This is a genomic window from Slackia piriformis YIT 12062, assembly GCF_000296445.1.
Classification (GTDB): Bacteria; Actinomycetota; Coriobacteriia; order Coriobacteriales; family Eggerthellaceae; genus Slackia; species Slackia piriformis.
Genome location: NZ_JH815198.1, coordinates 1,789,595 through 1,804,830, shown reverse-complemented (window position 1 = coordinate 1,804,830; position 15,236 = coordinate 1,789,595). Strand labels below are relative to the sequence as shown.

Genomic DNA, 15,236 nt, shown 5'->3' with positions numbered 1-15,236 from the left:
CAATGGCCGGTACAGCGGGCTGCGACGCCGCGAGGCGGAGCGAATCCCACAAAGCCGGCCCCAGTTCGGACCGCAGGCTGCAACCCGCCTGCGCGAAGCCGGAGTTGCTAGTAATCGCGGATCAGCATGCCGCGGTGAATACGTTCCCGGGCCTTGTACACACCGCCCGTCACACCACCCGAGTCGTCTGCACCCGAAGCCGCCGGCCGAACCCGCAAGGGGCGGAGGCGTCGAAGGTGTGGAGGGTGAGGGGGGTGAAGTCGTAACAAGGTAGCCGTACCGGAAGGTGCGGCTGGATCACCTCCTTTCTAGGGAGACCCTAGTTCCAGAGAAAGTCCCCGACGACGCCGGTCCGGCGCCGGGGCAGGCTCCTCCCCCGTTCCCAGCATCCGGCTTCCAGGGCACCCCTGGGGCACCTTGACAGCCGCATAGCGTTTGAGAGAGACGAATCTCTGATTGCGCAACCACGAATCAGAAACGTGAAGCTGCATGCAAAGACCATCTTTAGGATGAGAGTCTTCGCCGGCTTCCGCAAAGAGGTGGTCGCATCGAGATCGCGAATAGACTAGACAATGGAATCTACCCAGATTCCTCGGTCGCCCCGGAAGGGGCGCACCGAGCGACTCATATTTTCTCATGACCTACTACATCATGAGCCTTCAGGTCTAATCTCCGGGCGGGGCGCGTCCCCGCTCGGGAGCAAGATACCGAGGGCGCACGGCGGATGCCTTGGCATCGGAAGTCGACGAAGGGCGCGGCAAGCTGCGATAAGCCCCGGGGAGGCGCAAACGGCCTTCGATCCGGGGATTCCCGAATGGGGGAACCCGCCAGGGGCCATGCCCTGGCACCCCCGCCCGAACACATAGGGCGGAGGGAGGCAACCGGGGGAACTGAAACATCTAAGTACCCCGAGGAGGAGAAATCAAACGAGATTGCGCGAGTAGCGGCGAGCGAAAGCGCACCCAGCCCAAACCCGCGTACGCGTTACAGCCCGGAGGCGCTGCGACGCGGGGGTCGCGGGCCCGCACCGCCCGGGGCTTCGGAGCCCGGGGCGCGGTGACAAAGGGGAGCGGGAGCGGAACGGCCCGGACAGGCCGGCGAGACAGGGTGAAGGCCCCGTACGCGAACCCCCTCCCCCCGCGCGATGCGGGGCCCGAGTAGCGCCGGACACGTGAAATCCGGCGCGAAGCAGGGGGGACCACCCTCCAAGGCTGAATACTCTCCGATGACCGATAGCGAACCAGTACCGTGAGGGAAAGGTGAAAAGCACCCCGAGAGGGGAGTGAAACAGTACCTGAAACCGTGCGCCCACAAGCAGTCGGAGCGGACAATGCGTTCCGTGACGGCGTGCCTTTTGTAGAATGAGCCTGCGAGTCGCGGCGCGCGGCGAGGTTAAGGACTACCGAGCCGCAGCGAAAGCGAGTCTGAACAGGGCGTTCAGTCGCGCGCCGCGGACGCGAAGCCGGGTGAGCTATCCATGGGCAGGCTGAAGCGGGGGTAAGACCCCGTGGAGGGCCGAACCCACTTCGGTTGAAAACGGAGGGGATGACCCGTGGATAGGGGTGAAAGGCCAATCAAACCCGGAGATATCTCGTTCTCCCCGAAATAGCTTTAGGGCTAGCCTCGGGCGTTAAATGGCGGAGGTAGAGCACTGGACCGGCGAGGGGGCCTCACCGCCTACCGACCCAGACCAAACTCCGAATGCCGCCATTCGAAAGCCCGGGAGTCAGAGCATGTGGGCTAAGCTGTGTGCTCGAGAGGGAAACAGCCCAGACCGCCCGCTAAGGCCCCCAAGTCCGTGCTGAGTGGCAAAGGATGTGCGTTTGCCTAGACAACCAGGATGTTGGCTTAGAAGCAGCCATGCATTTAAAGAGTGCGTAACAGCTCACTGGTCGAGTGGACATGCGCCGACAATTCACGGGGCTAAGCACGGCGCCGAAGCGGCGGACCGTATACATTACGATGGTAGGGGAGCTTTCCGCGCAGGGCGGAAGCCGGAGGGGCGACCCCCGGTGGACCGCGCGGAAGTGAGGATGCAGGCATGAGTAGCGAGAGCAGGGCGAGAAACCCTGCCGCCGCAAGCCTAAGGTTTCCTGGGCGAGGCTAATCCCCCCAGGGTCAGTCGGGAGCTAAGGCGAGGCCGGGAGGCGTAGCCGATGCGCAACGGGCGGACATTCCCGTACCGCCGGGGCGGCGCTTACGACCGATGGGGCGACGGAGAAGGGTAGCCGGGCGGGGTTCTGGACGTCCCCGTGAAAGCGCGTAGGGCGCGAGGCAGGCAAATCCGCCTCGCATCAGGCCCGAGACGCGAGACGAAGCTTCGAGCGAAGCCGGCGATCCCACGCTTCCGAGAAAAACCCCTAGGCAGGCGCCCCGGCGCCCGTACCAAAACCGACACAGGTGGGCGGGTAGAACATACCGAGGCGATCGGGTGAACCATGGTCAAGGAACTCGGCATAATGGCCCCGTAACTTAGGGAGAAGGGGCGCCCCCCGCGGTGAAGGAGCGAGCCTCCGGAGCGGCGGGGGGCCGCAGCGAAACGGCCCAAGCGACTGTTTATCAAAAACACAGGACTCTGCCAAGCCGCAAGGCGACGTATAGGGTCTGACGCCTGCCCGGTGCCGGAAGGTCACGGGGAACCGTCAGCCGAAAGGCGAAGCGGCGAACCTAAGCCCCGGTAAACGGCGGCCGTAACTATAACGGTCCTAAGGTAGCGAAATTCCTTGTCGGGTAAGTTCCGACCTGCACGAACGGCGTAACGATTTGGGCGCTGTCTCGACCATGGACCCGGCGAAATTGCACTATTCGTGAAGATGCGAATTACCCGCGGAAGGACGGAAAGACCCCGTGAACCTTTACTGCAGCTTGGCATTGGCCGACGGCGCGTCGCGTAGAGGATAGGCAGGAGCCCGCGAAGCGGGGGCGCAAGCCCCCGTGGAGGCGACCTTGGAATACTGCCCCCGGCGCGTCGGCGGCCTAACCCCGACCCGTGCACCCGGGCGGGGGACCGTGCCAGGCGGGTAGTTTGACTGGGGCGGTCGCCTCCCAAAGAGTAACGGAGGCGCGCGCAAGGTTGGCTCAGGGCGGTCGGCAATCGCCCGCAGAGCGCAAGAGTGCAAGCCAGCCTGACTGCGAGGCCCACAAGCCGAGCAGGGACGAAAGTCGGCTCTAGTGATCCGGCGGCCCAGAGTGGAATGGCCGTCGCTCAACGGATAAAAGGTACTCCGGGGATAACAGGCTGATCTTGCCCAAGAGTCCACATCGACGGCAAGGTTTGGCACCTCGATGTCGGCTCATCGCATCCTGGGGCTGAAGTCGGTCCCAAGGGTACGGCTGTTCGCCGTTTAAAGCGGTACGCGAGCTGGGTTCAGAACGTCGTGAGACAGTTCGGTCCCTATCCTCCGTGGGCGCAGGAGAATTGAGGAGGTCTACCCCTAGTACGAGAGGACCGGGGCGGACGGGCCTCTGGTGTCCCGGTTGTCGACCAACGGCACGGCCGGCTAGCCACGCCCGGAACGGATAACCGCTGAAAGCATCTAAGCGGGAAGCCGTCTCCGAGATGAGTTCTCCCTCCGGTAAGGGCCCTCGTAGACCACGAGGTCGATAGGCCGCAGCTGCAAGCGCCGCGAGGCGTTCAGGCGAGCGGTACTAATAGCCCGAGCTCTTGCTTCCCGACCCCGGATGCCCGGGGCGGGCGGTCTCGAGAGGAGGAACGTCTCCCGAACGACGCTATGCGGCCGCCAGGGCGCCCGTGGGGTCCCGGACGCGCAGGGGGCGCCCTGCGCGAGCGCGGCCACGGAGGCGGGGATCGCCCGATCCCATCCCGAACTCGGCAGCTAAGCCCGCCATCGCCCAAAGTACTGCGGAGCAAGTCCGCGGGAGGACGGGACGCCGCGCTCGCGCAGGGCGCGTCCGCCCCCATCGGGGGCAGGGCGCGCGCAGGGGAGGGGCCGCAGGGCCCCTTCCGCGCTTCCAGGGGGCCTCGCGGCCCCCTTTCCTTTTTCCGCGGGGCCTTGAGCCTTTTTTGTGATGCCGATCAGGCGTGCATTTATTCCATCTCTTTCTACAGCTGTATACTGGGTCGATATGTATTCGGCAAAGATCATGGGGGTTTCAAACCTTTGACGCGATGCTTTAAAGAGTGGTCTGTTTCTTTTCTTGTGGATGCCGGGAAGCCTCTGGTGACAAGGAAGCCTCTGGCGATAATGGGTTAAGCATGCTGAGACATGAGCTTTGGTGGAGCCCGGTGTTAACGGGGCGTGGTTTCCGACAAGATGCGTTTGGAAAATGGAAGCAGGATGCGCTCAAGAGACGAAAATGCGCATCCTGCTTATCTATCTATCAGGGGGGATGATGCGGCTACGGCGATGCTTACGGGCTGCCGTAGCCGCTCGGTTTGCTTACTTTTGTGCGTCGGCGCCATGCCGCTCGAGGTATTTCGACATTGAGTAATGCGCGATATCGGACAGGTTTATAACACCCACAAGCGCTCCGTTCTCGGTGATAGGGACTTTTTTGAGATGGTTTTCGCCAAGAACGCGGCATACTTCGCGCATATCGGTGTGTATGTCGACGGAAATCACGCCCCTATGGGCTATCTCCAACACGCTTTGGCTCATGATCTTATCAGTCTTCACGTCGAAATCGTCGCTACTCAGGTTTGTCAGCTCGATAAGCGCCACGGGGTCGGTATACGTTGTGCGTCGTTTCGAGAGGCATCGCGCTATGTCTCCGTCAGAAACGAAGCCCACGGCCTTTCCTTTTGCATTGACAATAGGGGCCGCGCTTATGCGCTTTTCAACGAGTAGCTGCACGGCATCGAAGACGGACGCTGTTTCGGGCAGTGTGAAGACGTCGCGTTTCATGAGGGATTCAAGAAGCGTGCGGCGTTCGTTGCGGGGGTCGCACGCTGCGGCATCTCCCGGTTTGTCTTTGACCCATCCTATGGTCATGATAAGCCCTGCAAGGCACAGAATGCCGCTCGCGAAAAATGCAGCATTTACGCCGAAGATGCCCGCATGCAGCGCATCTGTGCTGCTTGACGCCATCCCCGTTGCGGCCGTTGAAACTGAGACAAGAACGGCTGTGCCAAGAGATCCAGCAACCTGGCGAAGCGTGTTGTTGACCGAGGTTCCGTGATTGATTACGTCGTTATCGAGTGCGTTCATGGCCCATGTGGTGATGGGCATGTTAACAAGCGACATGGAGAACATGCGGGCCGTATATACGACGGCAAGGAAGATGAGGCCTGTCGAGTCGCCGAGGAACGCGAACATGAACGTGGTGGCGGTAAGCAGCGTCATGCCGACGAGGCTCAGTGCGCGGGGGCCGTGCGTATCGAAGAGGCGGCCGGCAATGGGTCCCATGATTCCCATGAGAATGGCGCCAGGCATAAGCAGCAAGCCCGAAACGGTTGCGGAATATCCCAGATACGTTTGCAGATAGATGGGCATGAGGATGCCTGCAGCAAGAAGCGATCCCTGAACAAGCATGCCAATGACCGTACCGATGAGGAATTTTCTGTTCTCGAGAACGCGCACCTGAAGCATAGGAGAATCCATGCGCAGTTGTCGCCTAAAGAAAAAGACAAGGACAACAACGCCTACGAGCGTGATGGCGATATCGATCGGATTGAGCCCGAACGAGCCGATGCTCGACAGGCCGTAGAGAAGAGACCCGAATCCTGCGGTCGATTGGAAAAGCGAGATTGTATCGAGCGTTGCGTCCTTGCTTGTCATGCTCGTTCGCTCGAGAGTGAAAATACTCGCGAGAATCACCAAGAGAGAAAGCGCGACGATAATCCAGAACAAGACGTGCCAGTTGTACGCATCGATGATGAAGCCAGCGGCGCTCGGTCCGAATGCCGGAGCGAAGGCGATGACGATACCGAAAAGACCGCTTGCGAAGCCACGTTTTTCAGGCGGGAAAGTCAGCATGATGACCGTCATGACCATGGGCATGAGAATGCCTGCGCCTGCTGCCTGCAAGAGGCGTCCTGCGAGAAGGATGATGAAGTTGGGACCCCATCCGGCACAAGCACTGCCTGCGGAAAAGATAAGCATGGCCACGATGAATAGATTGCGCGTGGAGTAACGGTCGGTGAGATAGGCGGTGACGGGAATCATGATGGCGTTGACCAGGGTGAAGCCGGTGGTGAGCCATTGCGCGGTCGATGCGCTTACGGACATTTCCGCCATGATGGACGGAAGTGCCGGCGTGACAAGGGTCTGGTTGAGCACGGTGATGAATGTTCCGAAGATAAGGACGACCAGCGTCGCTTTCTGTTTACTCGTCAATTTCAAATGGTACCTCGTTTCCTCTGTGCGTGCCTGGTCTCGTTGCCGAAGGGGGCGGCTGTTCGCTAGGGCCGGTGCGTGGCTTTTTCGCATGGTTGGTTCTGGCGTTTTGCGTGCCGAATGGCGGTCGGTTCGGATGGCGCCATGAGAGCGGGCGCCCCCTGTTTTGATTACGTGGTTCAGTATACGTTTCTGACATTGCCAAATTATTAAGGTGCTAAATAACTACATGTTTGGAATCTCGCATCGAGCGCGAGGCTCGTTCGTGCTCGGGGCGGTCTTTGCGTTCGAGAGCGCCACGCGCGCGAGGTGGATTCACACTCGGGGCGAGCTTTCGCTTGAGAGCGCTGCACGCCTGGACTGTGCGGCTGGATGTGTGGGTCTCGCGTCTAAAACAGAGTGCATGGCGCGTCTTTGTCGTTTCGTCAACGCTCGAAATGCGAAGGGCTTCATTTCGTATAATCATAAGAACGAAAAGATGTATGAAAGGCAGGATGCGTGCAAGAAAAATGCATAAAGGAAGCCAGTGCGCGCGATAGAGGTCCAGATGATGTTTCTCTTGGCGGCTCTGAGTGCGTCTCGGATGCTGACGCGCTCGACAAGCTGTACATGGAGGCGGCCCTTGCGCAGGCGCGCCGTGCGGCGGAGGCGGGAGAGGTGCCTATAGGGGCCGTTGTGGTGTGCCAAGGTGAAATTATCGCCGAGGCATGCAATCATCGCGAAGCCGACCACGATCCTTCGGCGCATGCGGAATTTTCGGCCATGGTGCAAGCTTCGCGTGAGCTTGAACGCTGGCGGTTGTCGGATTGCACGGTGTATGTGACCCTGGAGCCGTGCATCATGTGCGCGGGCCTTATGCACCAAGCGCGCATTGGCCGCTGTGTGTACGGCGCTTCCGATCCGAAAGCGGGGGCTCTCGGCACGCTGTACGCTGTCAACGAAGACAATAGGCTCAATCATACCTTCGAGGTGACCTCGGGGGTTTTAGGCGACGAATGCGCGCAGATTCTCAAGGATTTCTTTGCGCGCCGTCGGACGGAGAAAAACATGAGCGGGAGGAAGCTATGAGCGATGTGGTAACGGTGTTTTCGCCGGCTAAGGTTAATTTGCATCTTGCGATAGGCGAAAGGCGCTCCGACGGATATCATGGCGCTCGCTCCGTCATGCATGCGCTTTCTTTGCACGATACGCTTACGGTGCGTCGGGAATGCGTTTCTGGATCGGACGATTTTTCGGTGCAGGTCAGATGCGTCGCGCACGAAGGCGTCGAACCGCTTGAGATTTCCTCCGAGGATAATATTGTTTACAAGGCGCTCATGAAGGCCGCGGATGCGTTCGACCGTGGACGTGGGGAAACGGTGGATGTTGTCATCGACAAACATATTCCACATGCGGCGGGCCTGGGAGGCGGGTCGTCCAACGCTGCGGCTGCGCTGTTGGCGGCATGCCGCCTATGGGGTGTCGACCCCGAATCCCGGGAGGTCTTCGACATTGCGGCGGGCATCGGAGCGGATGTGCCGTTCTTCTTGCGTGGCGGATGCGCCGTCTTGGGCGACAGGGGAGACGTGTTTGAGCGTGAACTTGTTCCCATGAAAGGCGCCCTGGTGCTGATTCGCCCGAATGCGGGGGTTTCCACAGCGGCGGCTTACCGTGCGTTTGACGAAGACCCTGCGCCTGTTTCTTCGTCTGCGCTTGAAAACGAGCGAAACGCGCAGTCCGCTGAAGACTTGCAGCTGTTTAATAACCTTGCCTCTGCGTCGGAGCGCGTCCTTCCCGAGCTTGTCCGCGTGCGCGAATGGCTTGGCGCTCAGCAAGGGGTTATCAAGGATGAAAGGACTGGGGAGCCGTGCGTGCTTTTGTCAGGAAGCGGTTCTGCCACGTTCTGCCTGTGCGAGTCGATGGCTGCTGCCTATGGCATTGTTTCCGCTGCGAAGCTTGAGGGCTGGTGGGCTCGCAGTTGTACGTTTGTATCCGCCGGTGCGCGCATCATGGAGAAAAACTCATCGGTTTGCGCTACGAATTTGGGAGCCTCGCAAAGAATTTGGTAGGCTTTGCTCGAATCGGCTATAGAAAGGGAAGATATGACCGTTCTTATTATCGTCGTCATCGTTGTTGTTCTTGCGGTTGCGCTGATCGTTCTTTATAACAACCTGGTCAAGCTGCGCAACATGGTCGATAACGCCTGGTCTCAGATCGATGTGCAAATGCAGCGCAGGCTCGACCTTATTCCGAACCTGGTGGAGACCGTCAAGGGATACGCGGCGCATGAGTCGGGCACGCTTGAGAAGGTGACCGCCGCGCGCTCGGCGGTGAGCACGGCATCGACTCCCGGCGAGAAGATGGCTGCAGATAATATCCTGACGGGCACGCTCAAAAGCCTCTTTGCCGTGTCCGAGGCGTATCCGGATTTGAAGGCGAATGCCAACTTCCAGCAGCTGCAGTCCGAGCTTTCCGCCACTGAAGATAAAATCAGCTACATGCGCCAGAGCTATAACGATACGGTGATGAAGTACAACACCGCCATCCAGACGTTTCCTGCGGTAGTCTTCGCCAGCATGTTCGGCTTCAAGGCGCGCGAGAGCTTCGATGCCGTCGCGGGTGCCGAGGTTGCCCCCAAGGTTCAGTTCTGAGGTTTCGGGCGCCGTGCGAGAAGCGCGATGCCGGAGTGAAGTAGACCTATTCTGAAATCGCTCGGTCTCGAAAAAAACTCGAGGTCGGGCGATTCGTTTAGAATCCGAGGCCGGCGAATTGGGGACGCGATTCCAGGATTTAGTGGAGAAACAAAACGAACCCCACCTGTGATGCAGATGGGGTTCGTGTAGCTACGTCTGGCGGAGAGCTGGGGATTCGAACCCCAGATACCCTTTTGGGGTATACTCACTTAGCAGGCGAGCACCTTCGGCCTCTCGGTCAGCTCTCCGAAAAAACGTGTAGGAAGCATAATAACGGTATAGCAAACGAAAAGCAAGGATACTTGATGGGCTCCACTACGACAAATTCACAACATAGCTTTCGCGGCGCCCGAGCTGCGTTCGCGTCTTTGGCGGTACTGTGCGCTCTGTGCGTCGCTCTTTTCGCGGCTCCCCAAGACGCCCAGGCGAAAAGCTATACGTGTCCGAGCGTCATAATCGACGCGACGGTTCAGCCGGACGGCTCCTTGTCCGTTGTCGAAACCAGGACGTTCGATTTCGACGGGACGTTTTCCGCCGTGTGGTGGAACTTCGATTCCATGCCTTCGGAGGAGTGCGAGCTTTCGGTGGCTTCGGTGGAGGTTGTGTCTCGCGAGGGCGAATCGGCCGATGCTTCTTCGGCGGAAAGCATAAGCCTTCCCGAGGTCGCTTTCGAGCGTTCCTGGAGAGAAGAGGGAGGCCCGAGCGAGCCTTCGTACTCGCTTGATGAGGACTACCGCACCGTGTATGTGTTCGACGACGTAAGCGATGAGAGCGTCGATGTGACGCTGCGTTACAGCATTACGAATTTTGTGCAGGTCTACGATGATGTCGCCGAGCTGTATTGGCAGTACATAGGGCACGGGTGGAGCGTGAAAAGCAGCCATGTTGTAGCGACCGTGCGCTTGCCCGTACCTGCGGGAGCATCGGCGGCGGCGGGAAGCGACGTGCGCGCATGGGCCCACGGTCCGCTTGATGGAACGTTGACGGTGGGCAATGGCGGGACGATTTCCATGACGGTTCCGTCCGTCGATGCGGGCGGTTACGCGGAGGTACGTGCGACGTTTCCCCGTCAGTGGATTTCGGCGGCCTCTGCGCATTCCCCTGTCTTTCACACGGGAACTCGGCTTGATACGGTCTTGGCGGAAGAGGAGCGCCTCGCTAACCAGGCGAACGCCGACCGCATCAAATCCCTCCTGTTCATCGTGGTATGCCTCATCGTTTCCGCTGCGGTTATTGTCTGGGCCCTTGTCATATTCTTCCGCCATGGGCGCGAGTACAAGCCCGAATTCACCGATACGTATTGGCGCGATGTGCCCGAGCGGGGAATTCACCCGGCGGTCATCGGGCGCCTTTGGCGCTGGAACGGCCAAAGTGACCAGGATTTCACGGCCACGCTCATGCACCTTTCCTGCATCGGCGCCATTCGAATCGATGCAGGAAGCTACGAACAGCCGAAGTCGTTCGGCGGCACGCGCACGGTGAACGATTACTACATCACTCGTCTTGCCGGGTGGGAGGAAAAAGTCGCCGGAAACCGCGTGGACAAGCGAGCTATGGACTTGCTCTTCAAGCGCATAGCCCCAGGGGCAGATGCCCTGTGGTTCGGCACGATCGCCCAATATGGGTCTGACCATCCCGAAGCGTTCGTGAACGAAATGAACGAATGGCAGGGCGCGCTGAGTGCCGAAGTGAACTCTTACGACTTTTTCGAGGCGAAGGGCGAGCGCTATCGCGGCATCATGCTGGGTGTTGCGGGCCTGGCCGTATTGGGAGGATTTGCGTGGGCATGGTTCTCGGGCAATTTCATTCCGCTGATTGCGGCCGCTCCCACCGTCGTTGTCTTGGTCGTCATAAGCACCGTGATGTCTCGGCGCAGCAAACGCGCAGTTGAGATTCACGCCAAATCGGAGGCGTTGAAGAGGTGGCTGAAGGACTTCAGCGCACTTGACGAGCGTCTTCCTACCGACGTGAAGGTGTGGGGCGAAATGATGGTGTATGCCTATCTCTTCGGTGTGGCGAAAGAGGCGCTTAACGCATTGCGCATGCGTATGCCTCAGATTATGGAAGATGAGCAGTTCGTTCCCGTGTACTACTGGATGATGCCCCACTATTACGGCGGCTCCGCAGCCTCTTCCATGGGAAGCCCCGCCGACATGTTCGCTACGATGCAGTCGAACACGCTGACTACTGCCAAAGAAGCCATAAGTGCGGCTTCGGGGTCGTTTTCGAGCGGCAGCGGCATAGGCGGCGGATTCTCCGGCGGCGGAGGCTTTTCCGGCGGAGGCTTCGGAGGCGGTGGAGGAGGCGCCCGTTAGCACGATGCCGGTTTCGCTCGCCGCCTGCGTCGGTTGCGGCAAATCTCGTCTTCTTGGCACTCGTGCCGACGGCGGGTTGGCGCTCTGCATCGCAGGTCTTTTGAGCGCTTTTTGCGGGGTGCGTGTCGGCGAATCGCCATGGACGCTATACTTTCGTTGGTACATTTGGGCGGCGGTTGCCGCCGGATGCGTGATAGGAGAAAGCAATGTCTTGCGACCATAAGAATCCCGTCGTCGGAATCATCATGGGCAGCGACAGCGACATGCCCGCCATGGAGGCGTGCATGAAGCAGCTGGATGAATTCCACGTTCCCTATGAGGTGAAGGTTGCCTCTGCGCACCGCAAGCCGCTCGAGGTGCATGAATGGGCGGAATCCGCCGAAGAGCGCGGCATCCGCGTGATCATTGCGGCTGCAGGCAAAGCGGCTCATCTTGGCGGTGTCGTTGCGGCCTATACGCCGCTGCCGGTTATTACTGTCCCCATGAAGACGAGCGATTTGGGCGGTCTTGACTCCCTGCTTTCCATGGTGCAGATGCCCTCTGGCGTTCCGGTGGCCTGCGTTGCCATCAACGGTGCGAAAAACGCCGCCATCCTTGCCGTGCAGATGCTGGGCACCGGATGCGAAGGCGCTCGTCAGAAAATCAAGGATTTTAAGGCGTCCATGGCGCAGTAGCTTTCGGGCCCTGTATTTCAAGTGCGATTTAGGCCGCTGGAGTGTTTGTGCTTCAGCGGCCTTTTCTTTTGCATACAATAGACGAGTTGTCGTTTAGGGTCGCAAGCTGCGGCGAATCGGCCTGCAGACGACAGGGTTCTTACGTTGTTAGCGAGGGTTCTCATGGCGAAGAGACTGCTCATGGGCAATGAGGCGTTTGCGCACGCGGCACTCGAATCGGGCGTCGGCGTTGTTGCGGGATATCCGGGCACGCCTTCGAGCGAAGTGATAGAGACCATTGCCGCGCGTGTGGCGGACGGGTCGGCCCAAGGTGCGCACGTTGAATGGTCGACTAACGAAAAGGCGGCCCTCGAAGTTGTGGCGGGCGCTTCCTACGCGGGCGCTCGTACGCTGTTCACATGCAAGCAGGTGGGTCTCAACGTGGCGAGCGATCCGCTGATGAGCCTGAATTACGTTGGGGTCAAAGGCGGATGCGTTCTGTTTGTCGCTGACGATCCCGGTCCCATATCTTCCCAGACCGAGCAGGATACGCGCCGATTTGCGTCGTTCGCGAAGGTTCCCGTGTTCGATCCCGCGGATGTCGAGCAAGGGTTCGCCATGATGAAGGCTGCCTTTGACCTTTCGGAGCGCTATAGCGCGCCCGTTATCGTTCGTCCCACGACGCGCGTGTGTCACTCATCCACGTTTCTCGACGTACGGGACCGCACGGATGCGCGTCCTGCTGACGGCTTTGTGAAAGACGATAGCAAATGGGTCATTTTCCCCGCCCGCGCATATCGCGGTCATTTGGAGATACAGGAGCGTCTTGCGTGTATCGAAGAGGAATTCTCGGGGAATTCGTCGTCTTGTTCATCGGAGCACGAAGACTTGTCGCTGTTCAACCCCGTGATCGAATGCGGCGATGCTCCCAGGTTCGGCATTGTATGCGGCGGCGTGTCCACTGCGTATGCTCTTGAGGCGCTGGAATTTCTTTCGCAGCGTGCGGCTTTGCCGTCCTATAGGTTCATGCAGATAGGAACGCCGTTTCCGTTCCCCGACAAGGCGGCCTCGGCGTTTCTCGAAGGCCTCGAGCGCGTCATTGTGTTTGAAGAGCTCGACCATGTGATCGAAGACGAGCTTGTGCGCCTTGTGGGTTTGCGCGCCATGCAGGGGCTTTCTCCCACGCGCGTATGCGGCCGTCGCAGCGGAGATGCTCGCGCCGCGGGCGAAAACTCCGTCGAAGACATTTTCGAGCGCCTCGAACGCTTTTTTGCCCGTGCCGAGCTCGAGGAGGAGGGGCTTAGCGGCCTCGATTTGGAAGCCGCCATCGAAGAGCAGGTTGCCCCTCTTTCGGAGGCTCAGCCCGCAAGCGTCGATCTTCCCGTTCGCCCGCCGGTTCTTTGCGCCGGATGTCCTCATCGTGGAGCGTTTTATGCCGCCAAGCAGGCTCTCAGGAAAATGCGCGCACGCGGCGTGTTCTCGGGTGATATCGGATGCTATACGCTCGGCAACGCCGCACCGCTTGACGCGGTGGACACGTGCCTGTGCATGGGAGCGGGCATCACCATGGCGCAAGGCCTGGGAATCGTGGAGCCTGACGTTCGCCAGATTGCCTTCGTGGGTGATTCCACGTTTTTCGCAAGCGGCTTGACAGGCGTTGCGAACGCCGTATACAACCAGCACGACATCACTGTGTGCGTCCTGGACAATTCGACCACAGCCATGACGGGTGGGCAACCCCATCCTGGCATCGGGCGCACGCTCATGGGAGCGCAGTCGGAGCCGCTTTCAATCGAGGCTGCGCTTGAGGCTCTCGGGGTTGCGTGCATCGAGCATGCGAACCCGCATCGTTTCGAAGAAAGCGTTTCGGCGGTGATGTGCGCTGTGAAGCACGTCGGTCCTTCGGCCGTTATTTTCAGGGCCCCGTGCGTCAACCTGATCAAGTCCGAGGCGCCAGTTTCCATAGATGCTGAGGGCTGCACGGGCTGCAGGAAGTGCATCACTTCGATCGGGTGTCCGGCTATCGGCTTCGACGGCACAAAGGCCTATATCGATGAAACGCTCTGCGTCGGCTGCGGCTTGTGCGTTCAGGTGTGCCCGTTCGACGTGATCAAACAAAACTAACGCAGGTCTTGGCGGACGCTTTGATGGATGCTCCGCCGAGCCGACAGCCAAACGGCTCGTTCGAGGCGTTGCTTCGGGCCAGCTTTCGAAAGGGGAGGCAATGAAGAACATCGTGCTTACCGGCATCGGCGGCCAAGGAACTGTGCTTGCCGCGAAGGTGCTCGCCCAGGCGGCCCAGTCGAAAGGATGGCATGTGCGTACGGCTGAAACCATAGGCATGGCCCAACGTGGCGGCAGCGTGGTTTCTCACGTGCGTATGGGAGACGAAGGCGAGCGCGTTGCCTCTCCGCTTGTGTCGCGCGGTCAGGCCGATGTGTTGATTTCCTTCGAGCCGGGGGAGGGCGCTCGCATGTGCGGCGTGCTTAAGCCCGAAGGCGCCCTTGTGACCGCATCGCGCGTTGTGCAGCCGGTGACGGCGTCGTTGTCGAAAGCGGCGTACGAAGCCAACAGCGTTCTTCGCGCCTTGGTTGCCCGCGAGGGGGGCACGGTTATTGTCGACGAGCGCCCCATCCTCGAAGAGGTCGGCAATGCGAAGTGCCTCAATATGATTCTGCTCGCCTCGGCGGTTGCCACGGGGGCGCTGGATCTGTCTCTCGACGAATTGAAGGGTGCGGTACGCGCCTGCGTGAAGCTGCGCTTCGCGGAAATGAACATGCGTGCCATAGATGTTGCCTATCGAAACATGCACTAAACGTCGCTGATCGCGTATTTCCAGCGGCTTTACGCCGATGCGAAGAAGGGGAGATTCGTATGGGTTTGTTTACGAGGAAGAAAAAAAAGAGCCTCTTTTCATAAAGGCGCAAGACCTCGCGTCGATTATCAAGTCCGACTACGGGGAGGGCTATGCTTTTTCTCTTGCTGAGGTAAGGCTTGATGGCGCGTCTCATGTTCTTGGGTCTTATGTTCTGCCAGATTGCGAGGAATGCCGGGAGAACATTCGTTTTGCATTCGATGGCGCAACATACGACACGTATGAAGAATTTGCTTCCAATGCGGCCATGGGTGGTGTGCCTCTGGGCGAATCGGAGGCTGTGCTTGAAGTTGTGAAGGCGGGAATCATAGACGGTGATGCGGTTCTTAAGACCCCCTGGGGCGATACGCGCCTGGCAAAAAAGGCCATCAAGCGATAATCGAATGATTTTTCGCATTGTCGGGAAAACGGTGGAGCAGTCGAAG

At 59.6% G+C, this 15,236-nt stretch carries 9 protein-coding genes, 1 tRNA gene and 3 rRNA genes; 11 read left to right on the top strand and 2 right to left on the bottom strand.

The annotated features are described in order from the left end of the window. The 3 genes from HMPREF9451_RS07875 to rrf form a co-directional block, all read left to right on the top strand. Positions 1 to 308: ribosomal RNA gene (locus tag HMPREF9451_RS07875) — 16S ribosomal RNA — on the top strand; the annotation flags it as partial. Positions 309 to 697: 389 nt separating this feature from the next. Further along, a 23S ribosomal RNA gene (locus HMPREF9451_RS07870) occupies positions 698 to 3,672 on the top strand. A gap of 113 nt (positions 3,673 to 3,785) precedes the next feature. Then, a 5S ribosomal RNA gene (gene rrf / locus HMPREF9451_RS07865) occupies positions 3,786 to 3,900 on the top strand. A 500-nt stretch (positions 3,901 to 4,400) separates the two neighbouring features. Here the strand turns inward: rrf and HMPREF9451_RS07860 are convergent. Then, entirely contained in the window at positions 4,401 to 6,302 is a 1,902-nt protein-coding gene (locus HMPREF9451_RS07860; protein WP_009139773.1) for an MDR family MFS transporter, read from the bottom strand. A gap of 492 nt (positions 6,303 to 6,794) precedes the next feature. Here HMPREF9451_RS07860 and tadA point away from each other — a divergent pair, with 492 nt between their 5' ends. From tadA to HMPREF9451_RS07840, 3 genes are read left to right on the top strand one after another with little or no spacing between them, the layout of a single operon-like run. Beyond that, positions 6,795 to 7,364: a tRNA adenosine(34) deaminase TadA gene (tadA, locus tag HMPREF9451_RS07850; RefSeq protein ID WP_009139771.1), complete on the top strand. Its 570-nt coding sequence runs from the start codon at positions 6,795 to 6,797 to the stop codon at positions 7,362 to 7,364. After that, positions 7,361 to 8,344, top strand: coding sequence for a 4-(cytidine 5'-diphospho)-2-C-methyl-D-erythritol kinase (gene ispE / locus HMPREF9451_RS07845; protein WP_009139770.1), 984 nt, complete (start codon positions 7,361 to 7,363; stop codon positions 8,342 to 8,344). The genes tadA and ispE overlap by 4 nt, the downstream gene beginning before the upstream one ends. 33 nt (positions 8,345 to 8,377) lie before the next feature. Next, positions 8,378 to 8,926: a LemA family protein gene (locus HMPREF9451_RS07840; RefSeq protein WP_009139769.1), complete on the top strand. Its 549-nt coding sequence runs from the start codon at positions 8,378 to 8,380 to the stop codon at positions 8,924 to 8,926. 199 nt (positions 8,927 to 9,125) lie between these two features. Here HMPREF9451_RS07840 and HMPREF9451_RS09885 read toward each other — a convergent pair. Continuing rightward, positions 9,126 to 9,216 (bottom strand) — tRNA-Ser (locus tag HMPREF9451_RS09885). A 57-nt stretch (positions 9,217 to 9,273) separates the two neighbouring features. Between HMPREF9451_RS09885 and HMPREF9451_RS07835 the strand changes: the two genes are divergently transcribed. From HMPREF9451_RS07835 to HMPREF9451_RS07810, 5 genes are all read left to right on the top strand, one after another. After that, positions 9,274 to 11,283 carry a DUF2207 domain-containing protein gene (locus HMPREF9451_RS07835; RefSeq protein WP_009139768.1) on the top strand — a complete coding sequence of 670 codons (2,010 nt, stop codon included), beginning with the start codon at positions 9,274 to 9,276 and terminating at the stop codon, positions 11,281 to 11,283. A 206-nt stretch (positions 11,284 to 11,489) separates the two neighbouring features. Further along, entirely contained in the window at positions 11,490 to 11,957 is a 468-nt protein-coding gene (gene purE / locus HMPREF9451_RS07825) for a 5-(carboxyamino)imidazole ribonucleotide mutase (RefSeq protein ID WP_009139767.1), read from the top strand. Positions 11,958 to 12,119: 162 nt separating this feature from the next. Next, on the top strand, positions 12,120 to 14,060 hold the full coding sequence (locus tag HMPREF9451_RS07820) for a thiamine pyrophosphate-dependent enzyme (RefSeq protein ID WP_009139766.1): 1,941 nt from the start codon (positions 12,120 to 12,122) through the stop codon (positions 14,058 to 14,060). 100 nt (positions 14,061 to 14,160) lie between these two features. Next, complete coding sequence (locus tag HMPREF9451_RS07815) at positions 14,161 to 14,751, top strand: indolepyruvate oxidoreductase subunit beta (RefSeq protein ID WP_009139765.1); 591 nt, start codon at positions 14,161 to 14,163, stop codon at positions 14,749 to 14,751. Between the two features lie 37 nt (positions 14,752 to 14,788). Then, positions 14,789 to 15,190: a hypothetical protein gene (locus tag HMPREF9451_RS07810; RefSeq protein ID WP_009139764.1), complete on the top strand. Its 402-nt coding sequence runs from the start codon at positions 14,789 to 14,791 to the stop codon at positions 15,188 to 15,190. The last annotated feature ends 46 nt before the right edge of the window (positions 15,191 to 15,236 follow it).

What these genes read in the sequence shown, in the direction of transcription:
- ispE (WP_009139770.1), top strand. Translation starts at nt 7,361, where the DNA reads ATGAGCGATGTGGTAACGGTGTTTTCGCCGGCTAAGGTTAATTTGCAT.
- HMPREF9451_RS07840 (WP_009139769.1), top strand. Translation starts at nt 8,378, where the DNA reads ATGACCGTTCTTATTATCGTCGTCATCGTTGTTGTTCTTGCGGTTGCG.
- HMPREF9451_RS07835 (WP_009139768.1), top strand. Translation starts at nt 9,274, where the DNA reads ATGGGCTCCACTACGACAAATTCACAACATAGCTTTCGCGGCGCCCGA.
- purE (WP_009139767.1), top strand. Translation starts at nt 11,490, where the DNA reads ATGTCTTGCGACCATAAGAATCCCGTCGTCGGAATCATCATGGGCAGC.
- HMPREF9451_RS07820 (WP_009139766.1), top strand. Translation starts at nt 12,120, where the DNA reads ATGGCGAAGAGACTGCTCATGGGCAATGAGGCGTTTGCGCACGCGGCA.
- HMPREF9451_RS07815 (WP_009139765.1), top strand. Translation starts at nt 14,161, where the DNA reads ATGAAGAACATCGTGCTTACCGGCATCGGCGGCCAAGGAACTGTGCTT.
- HMPREF9451_RS07810 (WP_009139764.1), top strand. Translation starts at nt 14,789, where the DNA reads ATGCGAAGAAGGGGAGATTCGTATGGGTTTGTTTACGAGGAAGAAAAA.